This is a genomic window from Pseudomonas sp. JL3 (assembly GCF_031570575.1).
Classification (GTDB): Bacteria; Pseudomonadota; Gammaproteobacteria; order Pseudomonadales; family Pseudomonadaceae; genus Aquipseudomonas; species Aquipseudomonas cucumis.
Window position 1 is genome coordinate 60398 of sequence record NZ_JAKWJK010000019.1, and the last position, 12075, is coordinate 72472.

Genomic DNA, 12075 nt, shown 5'->3' on the forward strand with positions numbered 1-12075 from the left:
CGCTTTATAGGATTTATCTGATTATCGGCGTGAAATTTCAGAGCTGCAGGATCAGCGTTTTCAGCGGCGGCTGCAGGTCCATCGACGGGAAATCGCTGCCCGGTGTCAGCGCTGTCCACTCACGCACCGGTCGCCCGGCCTTCTCTGCGCAGCGCAAAACCTGTTCGCGCCAATCGTCCATGCTGACCTTCGCCAGGTTGTTGCAGCAGATCAGCACGCCATCGTCGGCGGTGGTCAGCAGCGCCGGTTTGAGCAGGCTCTGGTAGTCACGTAACAGGTCGACCGTGCCAAAGGCACTCTTGGCCCAGGCCGGTGGATCGAGCAGCACCAGATCGTACTGACGCGGGTCCAGACGTTGATAGCTCGGCAGTTTCTGGCCGCGACGCTGGCTGATCGGCAGGCCGGCCAATTGACGAATCGCCGGGAAGTAATCGGACTGGATGAATTCCATGGTCGGCAATTGCGGGTTGAGCAGACCGTTCTCACGACCGACCGCCAGATTACCTTCGGCAAAGTCCAGGTTACACACCTCGCTCGCACCACCTGCCGCGGCGCTGAGGCCGACGCCACAGGTATAGGCAAACAGGTTCAGTACACTTTTGTTTTTGCTGTGCGCCTTGACCCAGCCGCGAGCGTTGCGCAGGTCGAGAAACAGCAACGGATCCTGGCCAGCGTGGCGCCCGCGAACCCGGTAGTTCAGTCCCCATTCGTGGCCGATCAAATCTTGCAGGGCGGCTTCGTCGGCGCGGTAGACGGTGTCTTCGCGGTCGATGCGCGAGTTGCCACGGGAACGGTCGTTGTAGACCAGCAAGGTGTCGAGGCCCAGTTGTTGATTGACGATCTCGTGCAGTTGCAGCAGGGCGTCACGCTCCAGTGCCTGGTGAAAACTCTGCACCAACAGTTGCGGGCCGTAGCGGTCGATGGTCAAGCCGCCGGCGCCTTCCTGGCTGCCGTGGAACAGGCGATAGCAATCGGTGCCTTGCTGATGCAACTCGGCAAGCAGGTCCTGACGACGATCGAGGGCGGCGCGCAGCGCCTGATTCAAGGGAGACATGCTGGGCGCCTTGCAGGAGGGAATTGGGGGCGCGGGAGTTTAACAGCTATGGACTGATCGTTCCCACGCTCTGCGTGGGAATGCCTCACCGGACGCTCTGCGTCTGCTTCTGGGACGCGGAGCGTCCCCTGGCTGCATTCCCACGCAGAGCGTGGGAACGATCATTGCGCGAACGATTTACGAGTTCAGGCGNGGAATGCCTCACCGGACGCTCTGCGTCTGCTTCTGGGACGCGGAGCGTCCCCTGGCTGCATTCCCACGCAGAGCGTGGGAACGATCATTGCGCGAACGATTTACGAGTTCAGGCGTTTGTCGATCAAACCCTGCACCACGCTCGGGTCGGCGAGGGTCGAGGTGTCGCCCAGGCTATCGAGTTCGTTACAGGCGATCTTGCGCAGAATTCGTCGCATGATCTTGCCCGAACGGGTTTTCGGCAGGGCCGGGGCCCATTGGATCAAATCCGGTTTGGCGAAGCTGCCGATTTCCTTGCTGACATGCGCCAGCAATTGGTTCTTCAGTTCGTCATTGGCTTCGGTGCCGTTCATGGGCGTGACGAAGGCATAGATGCCCTGGCCTTTGACGTCATGGGGATAACCGACCACGGCAGCCTCGGCGATGCTGTCGTGCAGCACCAGCGCGCTTTCCACTTCGGCCGTGCCGATGCGGTGCCCGGAGACGTTGATCACGTCATCGATGCGCCCGGTGATCCAGTAGTCGCCGTCCTCGTCGCGACGTGCCCCATCACCGGTGAAGTAATAGCCGGGGTAGGGTTTGAAGTAGGTTTCGATCATCCGTTTCGGATCGCCGTAGACGCTGCGGATCTGCGCCGGCCAGCTGGACTTGATGGCCAGTATGCCGCTGCCGGCGCCTTTGATTTCCTTGCCGTGTTCGTCGAGCAATACCGGTTGCACGCCGAACATCGGTTGGGTGGCGCAGCCGGGTTTGATCCGTTGAGTGCTGACCAACGGGCTGAGCATGATGCCGCCGGTTTCGGTTTGCCACCAGGTATCGACAATCGGGCAGCGTTGCTCGCCGACCGTATTGAAATACCACTCCCAGGCTTCCGGGTTGATGGGCTCACCGACGGTGCCGAGTAACCGCAGACTCTCGCGGGACGTTTCCTTCAGCGGCTCGGGGCCTTCACGCATCAGCGCACGCAACGCGGTCGGAGCGGTGTAGAAGATGTTCACATGGTGCTTGTCGATCACCTGCCAGAAGCGCGAGGTGCTGGGGTAGCTCGGCACACCTTCGAAGATCAGCGTGGTCGCCCCGTTAGCCAGCGGCCCGTAGACGATGTAGCTGTGGCCGGTGACCCAGCCGACATCGGCGGTGCACCAGAAGACTTCACCGTCGCGATAGTCGAGCACGTACTTGAAGGTCATGGCCGCTTGCAACAGATAGCCGCCGGTGGTGTGCAGCACGCCTTTGGGTTTGCCGGTGCTGCCGGAGGTGTAGAGGATGAACAGCGGGTCTTCGGCGTCCATCGGCTCTGGCGGGCAATCGTCGCTGACGTCGCGCAACGCCTGGTGGTACCAGATGTCCCGATCGTCGACCCAGTTAATCTGGCCTTGGGTACGTTCGACCACGATCACGGTATTCACGTTGGGGCAGCTTTGCAGCGCCGTGTCGACGTTCTGTTTGAGTGGCACGAACTTGCCGCCGCGCACGCCTTCGTCGGCAGTGATCACGGTGCGGCAATCGGCGTCGAGGATCCGGTCACGCAGCGAGTCCGGGGAGAAGCCGCCGAACACCACCGAATGAATCGCGCCGATCCGCGCGCAGGCGAGCATGGCGTAGGCGGATTCGGGGATCATCGGCATGTAGATGCACACGCGGTCGCCTTTCTTCACGCCACGGCTTTTGAGCACATTGGCCAGTCGGCAGACGTTGTGATGGAGTTTCTTGTAGGTGATCTGGGCGGATTCGGCGGGGTCATCGCCTTCCCAGATGATCGCGGTTTGATCGCCGCGTTTTTCCAGGTGACGGTCGATGCAGTTGTAACTGACGTTTAACTTCCCGCCGGCGAACCAACTCGCCTCACCGGTTTTCAGGTCGTAACGCTGGACGGTTTTCCACGGTGCGCTCCAATCAAGAAAGCGTGTGGCCTGTTCGGCCCAGAAGGTGCTGGGGTGCTCGATGGATTGGCGGTACAGGCGTTGGTAGTCGTCTTGACTTAACTGTGCGGCCCGGCGGACGGCATCGGCTTTGGGGAACGTGCTGATATCGAACATGACGGTTCCTTATTCTTGTAACGACAAGTAATAAAGATGCGCCGAGTGGGGAAAGGGTTCAAGTCAGATGCCGGTGTAGAAGGTGCCGGCCGCAAAATTTTGTGACCGCCATAAACCAATGTGGGAGCGAGCCTGCTCGCGATGGCGTCAAAACATTCAACATCATTTGAATGTCAGACCACTATCGCGAGCAGGCTCGCTCCCACAAGGGCAACCGGGTGGCGTCAAATCAACCGCGGTGACGACCGCGGAAGTAGTTGATCAGGCCTTGGGTGGAGGCATCGTCAGCCGGGGTTTCTTCGCTACCGACCAGACGGTTGTAGACGCCTTTGCCCAACTCTTTACCCAGCTCTACGCCCCACTGGTCGAAGGCGTTGATGCCCCAGACCACGCTTTGCACGAATACTTTGTGTTCGTACAGCGCCACCAGTGCGCCAAGACGACGCGGGCTGATGCGTTCGACCACCAGGGTGTTGCTTGGACGGTTGCCCGGGATCACCTTGTGTGCCGCCAGCTTCTGCACTTCATCCTCGCTCATGCCCTTGTCACGCAGCTCGGCCTCGGCCTCGGCGCGAGTCTTGCCCAGCATCAGTGCCTGGCTTTGCGACAGGCAGTTGGCGTACAGCCACTGGTGGTGGTCGGACACCGGGTTGAAGCTGACGATCGGCACGATAAAGTCGGCCGGAATCAGCTGGGTGCCCTGGTGCAGCAACTGGTGGTAAGCGTGCTGACCGTTGCAGCCGACGCCGCCCCAGATCACCGGGCCGGTATCGGTGGACACTGGCGTACCGTCCTGGCGCACGCTCTTGCCGTTGGATTCCATGTCCAGCTGTTGCAGGTGTTTGGTGATGTTGCGCAGGTAGTGGTCGTACGGCAGGATCGCGTGGCTCTGCGCGCCCCAGAAGTTGCCGTACCAGACGCCGAGCAACGCCAGCAGTACCGGCATGTTCTGTTCGAATGGCGCGCTCTGGAAGTGCTGGTCCATGGTGTAGGCACCGGACAACAGTTCCTTGAAGTTCGACATGCCGATGGCCAGTGCAATCGGCAGACCGATAGCCGACCACAGCGAGTAACGGCCGCCGACCCAGTCCCACATCGGGAAGATGTTTTCTTCGCGAATACCGAACGCAACCGCCGCAGCATTGTTACTGGAAACGGCAATGAAGTGACGGTACAGCTCGGCTTCCGAACCACCCTGAGCCAGATACCAGGCGCGTGCGGCCTGGGCATTTTTCAGGGTTTCGAGGGTATTGAAGGATTTCGACGAGACGATGAACAGCGTGGTCTCGGCGCGCAGCTTCATGGTCAGTTCGTGGAATTCACTGCCATCGATGTTCGCCAGGTAATGGCAGCGCACGCCTTTCTGGGCGTAGGACAGCAGCGCTTCGGACACCAGTTCAGGGCCGAGGAAAGAGCCACCGATGCCGATGTTGACCACGTCAGTGATCGGCTTCTCGGTGTAACCGCGCCACAAACCGTCGTGGATGCGGCCCACGAGGTCGGTGATCTGGTTCAGAACCTTGTGCACGTCAGGCATCACGTTGACGCCGTTGACCGACAGTTTGTCGCCCACCGGGCGGCGCAGTGCGGTGTGCAGCGCGGGGCGGCCTTCGGAAGAGTTGACGATTTCGCCATCGAACAGCGCTTTGATCGCGCCTTTGAGGTCGACTTCGTTGGCCAGGCCCACCAGCAGATTGCGGGTCTGGGCGTTGATCAGGTTTTTCGAGTAATCGAGAAACAGGCCGCAGCTGCTGAGGGTGAATTGAGTAAAACGCTGCGGATCGGCATTAAAGGCTTCGCGCATGCTGAAATCCTGCATGGCTTGGCGGTGGTCATTCAACGCTTGCCAGGCGGGCAGAGCGGTAACGTCGTGGGGAGTGCGGTAGTACGCCATCGCTGCGGTTTTCCTTTTTACTTGAACGGCCTTTTGAACACTAAAAATCCCGGAGCGCTGTGGGTGGGCGTCCGGTCAACTGCGTCGACACGATTTCATGGCGCAGGGCGAATACAGTAAACCTCGCGCTGCAATCTGTCTTGACTTTGTCTGACCTGCTCCCGGTACTTTTTTAACATTTAAGCAGGAGCGGTCCGACAAACGGAAGGCTGACAGGGGAGTGGCTCGATCAGGCGACCTGAACCGGAATGGCATTGCTGGTGTGGCTCAGCTCGTTACCCGGTGCCATGTAGAGCATGCGCGGTTTGAAGTTGAGCAGTTCGGCTTCACTGTAATGGGCGTAAGCGCAGATGATCACGCGATCGCCGACCTTGGCCTTGTGCGCCGCAGCACCGTTGACCGAAATCATGCGCGAACCTTCTTCGCCACGAATCGCGTAGGTGGTGAAGCGTTCGCCGTTGTCGACATTGTAGATCTGGATCTGTTCGTACTCACGAATGCCAGACAGGTCCAGCCATTCGCCGTCGATGGCGCAAGAGCCTTCGTAATCGAGTACAGCATGGGTGACTTCGGCGCGATGCAGCTTGGCCTTTAGCATGATGGCGTGCATGAGTGTTTCCCCAGGTCGGAATCGAACGGCGGGCAGTTTGCCCGAAGGCATGAAGGGCGGCAATACGATGTGGAAATTGACACAGGACCAATGTGGGAGCGGACTTGCCCGCGATGGCGTACTAACAGTCAACATCTCTGTCGACTGCTAAATCGCTATCGCGGGCAAGCCCGCTCCCACAGGGTTTGGTGGTGTTTATGCGGGTACGTCGAGGTTCAGATGCAGGTTGTCGATCAACCGCGTCGTGCCCAGGAACGCCGCTACCAGAATCACCAGATCCCGATCTTCCGCCGTCGCCGGACGCAAGGTCAGCGCATGGCGAATTTCCAGATAATCCGCACGCAGGCCAGCGGCTTCAAGCTGTTTGATCTGCTCGTTGATCAACGTCGGGTAATCCCGCTCACCCTGTTTAATTGCATCGGCAATATGGGTCAGGGTGCGATAGACGACTGGCGCGACGGCCCGCTGTTCTTCGCTGAGGAAACCATTGCGCGACGACAGCGCCAGACCGTCGGCGGCACGCACGGTGGGTTCGCCGATGATCTGGATCGGCATGTTCAGGTCATGCACCAGGGCGCGAATCACCGCCAGTTGCTGGAAGTCTTTCTGGCCGAAGATCGCCAGGTCTGGCTGGACCATGTTGAACAGCTTGCTGACTACGGTCGCCACCCCTTCGAAATGCCCCGGACGGCTGGCGCCGCACAGGCCTTCGGACAGTTGCGGAACGCTGACGCGGGTTTGCCCGGCCATGCCGTCGGGGTACATTTCTTCGACGGTCGGTGCGAACAGCAGATGGCAACCGGCCTGGAGCAGTTTCTCCTGATCGGCGGCCAGGGTCCGCGGGTACTTGTCGAGGTCTTCGCCGGCGCCGAACTGTAGCGGATTGACGAAAATGCTCGCGACCACGAAATCAACCCGTTGGGTGGCTTTGGTAATCAGCGCGATATGCCCGCTGTGCAGGTTGCCCATGGTCGGCACGAAGCCGATGCGTTTGCCTTCGCTACGGGCACGGGCCACGGCGGCCCGCAGTTCGCGTACGGTTTTTACGGTGTTCATGCAGAGAATCCGTGTTCGATGCCAGGGAAAGTCGCCGCTTTGACTTCAGTGACGTAAGCGCTCAAGGCGGCTTGAATGCTGGTTTGGCCAGTCATGAAGTTCTTCACGAATTTGGGCACGCGGCCGGTGATGGACAGGCCAAGCATGTCGTGCAGGACCAGTACCTGGCCGTCGGTGCCGCTGCCGGCACCGATGCCAATCACCGGGATCTTTACCGCCTGGGTGATTTCTTCGGCCAGTTCGCTGGGCACGCATTCGAGCAGCAGCATGGCCGCGCCGGCCTGTTCCAGGGAGATGGCGTCGGCCCGCATTTGCCGCGCCTGGTTCTCGTTGCGGCCCTGGACTTTATAGCCGCCGAGGATGTTGACCGATTGCGGCGTCAGCCCCATGTGGGCGCACACCGGGATGCCACGTTCGGCCAGCAGACGGATCGAGTCCGCAAGCCACAATGCCCCTTCAACCTTGACCATGTGCGCACCGGCCTGCATCAACAGGGCGCTGTTGGTCATGGTTTGTTCAATGGTGGCGTAGGCCATGAAGGGCAGGTCGGCGAGGATCAAGGCATCGGCGTTGCCGCGTTTGACGGCTGCCACGTGGTAGGCCATTTCAGCGGTGGTCACCGGCAGAGTGCTGTCGTGACCTTGCAAGACCATGCCGAGGGAGTCGCCCACCAGCAGCACTTCAACCCCGGCCTCATTGCAGGCATGGGCGAAGGTCGCGTCATAGCAGGTCAGCATGGTGATCTTTTCACCTTTCTGCTTGAGGCTCTGGAGCGTGGTCAGGGTGATGGCTGGCATGAAAAAAATCCTCATTACAGGCGCTATGGAAACTACTGCGAGTAACGCGCGTGATTCGTCATTTATACAGGCGCACCTTCTTTCGTGGTGCTTGTAAGGCCTGGATTGCGCCCTTTGGCGCCGCGTTGGCGGCAGCGGGACGCCTATAGTCGTGAGGAGAACCAGGGAAGTCAATTGCGTGTGTTACCGCATTGTTACGCGTGGGGTGTTACCGGCGTTACTGATGCGATTCAGCAGATTTTTGCTGCTGCAAATCTTGATACGACAGAAACCATTGTGGGAGCGGGCTTGCCGGCGATAGCGACTGTACATTCAACATCAATGTTGACTGATAGTCCGCCATCGCGGGCAAGCCCGCTCCCACAGGGATTTTTTGTCAATTCGGGGAGAGGCGTTCCAACCCGACGAATGGGCAGGCGGCGAGTAATTCTGTGAGGGTGCGGCCATCGACCAGGCGCAAATCCGCCGGCGCCAGCTCGGCCAGCGGATAGAGCACAAAGGCCCGTTCCTGAAGGTGATAGTGGGGGACTTTGAGGCGAGGTTCGTCGATCAGTCGATCGCCGAACAGCACGATGTCCAGATCCAGCGTGCGCGGGCCCCAGCGTTCAAGGCGCTCGCGGCCTTGGCCATTCTCGATGGCTTGCAGCGCATCAAGCAGGTTCAGCGGCGCGAGGCTGCTGTCGAGGGCGGCGACCGCATTGGTGTAACGCGGTTGGCCGGGCAGCAGCGAGTCGCTTTGATAAAACCCGGAAACCCCGACCAGTTCGGTTTGCGGCAATTGCGCCAGCGCTGCGACAGCGTTGCGTAGTTGTTCGGCGGGGTCAGCCAGATTGCTGCCCATGCCGATGTAGATGCGTTCCATGGCTTATTCGCCTGTAGCGCTCGGTGCGCCGGCAGCGCGCTTGCGCTTGGCGCCGCCACTGCGGCGACGTTTGCGTGGAGCACCGGTGCCGTCGTCCTTGCCACTGAGGTCGCGGATCATGTCCCGGCGTTCGCTGTCGTTGGCGTCCTGATAGTCGGTCCACCATTCGCCCAGGCCATCGGTCTGCTCACCAGCGCTTTCACGCAGCAGCAGGAAGTCGTAACCGGCGCGGAACCGCGGATTGTCCAGCAACAGGTCGGCGCGTTTGCCGCTGCGCCGTGGCAGACGCTCCTGCATGTCCCAGATCTCGCGGATCGGCATGGTGAAGCGTTTCGGAATGGCGATGCGCTGGCACTGTTCGGCGATCAACTCGTGAGCGGCTTCCTGCATCGCCGGAATCGGCGGCATGCCGCGTTCTTGCAGACGCAACACACGGGCCGGCAAGGCAGGCCAGAGCAGGGCGGCAAACAGGAACGCCGGGGTGACCGGTTTGTTCTGTTTGATTCGCAGGTCTGTATTGATCAGCGCTTCACTGATCAGCGTGTGGGTGTAGGTCGGGTTGTACTCCAACGCTGCCGCACTGGCCGGGAACAGCGGATCGAACAACTGCAGGTCGACCAGCATTTCGAAGGTGTCCGCGGCATAGCCGGAGAGGAACAACTTGAGCACTTCTTCGAACAGACGAGCCGACGGGATCTCGCGCAGCAACGGCGCCAGTTCGCGGATGGGCGTGGCGCTGTGTTTTTCGATGCCGAAATTCAGTTTGGCGGCGAAACGCACGGCCCGCAGCATCCGCACTGGGTCTTCCTGGTAGCGTTGCTTCGGATCGCCGATCAGGCGGATCAGATGATTGCGGATGTCGTGTACGCCGTTGGCGTAGTCGAGAATGCGCTCGCTGACCGGATCGTAATACAAGGCGTTGATGGTGAAGTCGCGGCGTTGCGCGTCTTCTTCCAGGGTGCCATAGACGTTGTCACGCAGAATGCGCCCGCTTTCGTTACGCGACGATTGGTTGCTGTCTTCGTCCTCGTCGTTTTGCGGGTGATTGGCACGGAAGGTCGCGACTTCAATGATTTCGCGGCCAAAGTGGATATGCACCAGTTTAAAACGCCGACCGATAATCCGCGCGTTGCGGAATTCGGCACGTACCTGTTCAGGCGTGGCACTGGTGGCAACGTCGAAATCTTTCGGCGTAATGCCGAGCAGCATGTCACGCACACAGCCGCCGACCAGGTAAGCCTGGTAACCGGCGTTCTGCAGGCGTTCGACGATATTCACCGCGTAACGGCTGAATTGCGCCTTTTGCAGCGAATGTTGGCCGCTGTTGAGCACTTCAGGCGTACTGCGAATGTGTTGCGTATGACGCTTGGGAGAACGGAATGACTGGAACAACTTCTTCAGCATGGGATGCACTGTTTGAAGGAATGTTCGGCCATAACGAAGAATGACCGCATGATGGGCCGGGATTCTAGCATTTAGTCGGGGGATGGTGTAGGAAGCTGAGCAAGCGTGTGGAAGGGGATGTCGCGTGGCGTGCCCAAACGCCAGAAACCACAAGGGGAGCCGAAGCTCCCCAAGAAGTAGTTGCATGCTCTATTTTTATTATTGGTTTCGGGCTTCTTGTTTTTGTTGAGCGCCCTCGCCATGAAGTGTTCCTTCATGACCCTCCCAATCGGGAGCCAAGAGCAAACGGATTGCTTTGGTCGCTGTGTTGCTGTGATCGTTCGATCCAACCAGTTCAGGCACTGTCTTGAGACAGTTTTTTATTATTCTCGGCCTGGTCGTGGGGCAAGCCCCAAATGCAACGCCTCTCCAAAAGAATCAGTTAGCTACGCCTCTCGCCGTCTTGTTTTTATTGTGCGTGAGTCGATACGTCTTATTTTTATTGTCTTGTGCATTGCTTGTTGTTGTTCTTGTACTAAACATATAGCAGGGTGCGTGCCAACTTTTGTGATGCCCAGTAAAACAAGGGGTTAGGTGGGCTGATGGTGTTTTTCGAGGCCCAAAAAAACCGGGGCTTCGTTACCGTAAGCCCCGGCTTCTGTTACGCGAAAAAGCTGAGGTAACAGTTTTTTCACAATGTCATGTGTTACCCGCACATCCGACAGCTGCGGTTCAGCTCTCGCTGGCCACCCCGGTCTTGCGCCGCGGAATGCCCAGGCGCTGACGGCGTTCCCACAGGCATTTGCGACTGACCCCGAGTTTGCGGGCCAGTTCGGTTTCGGTCATGTGGTCCTGATGCTCGAGAACGAAATGCTGGAAGTAGTCTTCCAGGGACAAATCTTCGGTCGGCTCGTGGCTGGTGTTACCGGCGCCGTTGCCCTGCTGGGGCGCCAGGCCGATGAAGTCATCGTCATCCAGATCGCTCAGTTCGATGTCGATGCCTAGCAGCTCGGCGGAAATTTCCGGGCTCTCGCACAGAATCACCGCACGCTCGACCGCGTTTTCCAGTTCGCGAACGTTACCCGGCCAGGAGTAATGCCGAATCGCCTGTTCGGCATCCAGGGCGAATTTCAGATCGGTGCGGTTGACCCGTGCGCTTTGCCGTGCGAGGAATGCAGTGGCAATTTCATTGACGTCCGCGCCGCGCTCGCGAAGGGCCGGCAGCTTCAAGGCGATCACGTGAAGACGGTAATACAAGTCTTCACGGAACTGGCCAATCTTCGCCAGGCTCTTGAGGTCCCGGTGGGTCGCGGCAATCAGGCGTACATCAACCTTCTGCGACTGCACCGAACCGACCCGGCGGATTTCCCCTTCCTGCAACACGCGCAGCAGGCGGGCTTGAGCTTCCAGTGGCAGTTCACCGATTTCATCGAGGAACAAGGTGCCGCCGTCCGCCGCTTCCACCAACCCGGCACGCCCGGCACTGGCGCCGGTAAACGCGCCTTTTTCGTGGCCGAACAGCTCGGACTCGATCAGGCTTTCCGGAATGGCCGCGCAGTTCACTGAAATCATCGGCGCCTTGGCGCGTTTGGACAGGTTATGCAGGGCGCGTGCTACCAGTTCTTTACCGGTACCGGATTCACCTTGGATCAGGACGTTGGAATCGGTTGGCGCAACTTTACGGATCTTGCTGTAGAGGTCCTGCATCGGTGGGCAGGAGCCGATAATGCCAATTTCGCCGTTGCTGTTGTCGACACCGTTTTTCGCGGCACCATGGGTCGTTTTGCCGACGACCGGTTCACCGCTGGCTTGCGCCGATTGCCGGTCACGCAGGATTCGCGCTACGGCCTGGAGCATTTCGTCATGATCGAAAGGCTTGGCGATGTAATCCACCGCGCCCATCTTCATGGAGTCGACGGCCGAACGCAGGCTGGCGTAACTGGTCATGATCAGCACCGGAGTGCCCTGGCCAAGTTTGATCAACTCGGTACCGGGTGCGCCTGGCAGACGCAGGTCGCTGACGATCAGGTCAAATGTGGGAATGCTGAAACGCTCTTGTGCTTCCTGCACGGATCCGGCTTCGCTGACCTGGTACTGGTTACGTTCCAGCAGACGGCGCAAGGCGGAGCGGATAATTGTTTCGTCTTCGACGATCAAAATGTGCGGCATTGATTCGATACTCTCGACG

At 59.4% G+C, this 12075-nt stretch carries 9 protein-coding genes; all 9 read right to left on the minus strand.

Annotated features, from left to right (window positions below; genetic code table 11):
- Positions 1–37 precede the first annotated feature (37 nt).
- The 9 genes from MMG91_RS24805 to MMG91_RS24845 all read right to left on the minus strand — a co-directional run bounded on the left by MMG91_RS24805 (position 38) and on the right by MMG91_RS24845 (position 12056).
- Positions 38–1054, minus strand: a complete 1017-nt coding sequence (locus MMG91_RS24805; protein WP_305446923.1) for a class I SAM-dependent rRNA methyltransferase — start codon at positions 1052–1054, stop codon at positions 38–40.
- A 293-nt stretch (positions 1055–1347) separates the two neighbouring features.
- A complete protein-coding gene (acs, locus tag MMG91_RS24810) occupies positions 1348–3285 on the minus strand; it encodes an acetate--CoA ligase (protein WP_305446922.1) in 1938 nt (645 codons plus the stop codon).
- A 229-nt stretch (positions 3286–3514) separates the two neighbouring features.
- Positions 3515–5179: a glucose-6-phosphate isomerase gene (gene pgi / locus MMG91_RS24815; RefSeq protein ID WP_305446921.1), complete on the minus strand. Its 1665-nt coding sequence runs from the start codon at positions 5177–5179 to the stop codon at positions 3515–3517.
- Between the two features lie 229 nt (positions 5180–5408).
- Positions 5409–5789, minus strand: coding sequence for an aspartate 1-decarboxylase (gene panD, locus MMG91_RS24820; RefSeq protein ID WP_003228271.1), 381 nt, complete (start codon positions 5787–5789; stop codon positions 5409–5411).
- A gap of 195 nt (positions 5790–5984) precedes the next feature.
- On the minus strand, positions 5985–6845 hold the full coding sequence (gene panC / locus MMG91_RS24825) for a pantoate--beta-alanine ligase (protein WP_310660991.1): 861 nt from the start codon (positions 6843–6845) through the stop codon (positions 5985–5987).
- Positions 6842–7642 carry a 3-methyl-2-oxobutanoate hydroxymethyltransferase gene (gene panB, locus MMG91_RS24830; RefSeq protein WP_123361272.1) on the minus strand — a complete coding sequence of 267 codons (801 nt, stop codon included), beginning with the start codon at positions 7640–7642 and terminating at the stop codon, positions 6842–6844. Before panB ends, panC begins: the two co-directional genes overlap by 4 nt.
- Positions 7643–8018: 376 nt before the next feature.
- A complete protein-coding gene (gene folK, locus MMG91_RS24835) occupies positions 8019–8504 on the minus strand; it encodes a 2-amino-4-hydroxy-6-hydroxymethyldihydropteridine diphosphokinase (protein WP_305446919.1) in 486 nt (161 codons plus the stop codon).
- Between the two features lie 3 nt (positions 8505–8507).
- A complete protein-coding gene (locus MMG91_RS24840; protein WP_008068509.1) occupies positions 8508–9908 on the minus strand; it encodes a polynucleotide adenylyltransferase PcnB in 1401 nt (466 codons plus the stop codon).
- Between the two features lie 711 nt (positions 9909–10619).
- Positions 10620–12056: a sigma-54 dependent transcriptional regulator gene (locus tag MMG91_RS24845; RefSeq protein WP_310660992.1), complete on the minus strand. Its 1437-nt coding sequence runs from the start codon at positions 12054–12056 to the stop codon at positions 10620–10622.
- Between the last annotated feature and the right edge of the window lie 19 nt (positions 12057–12075).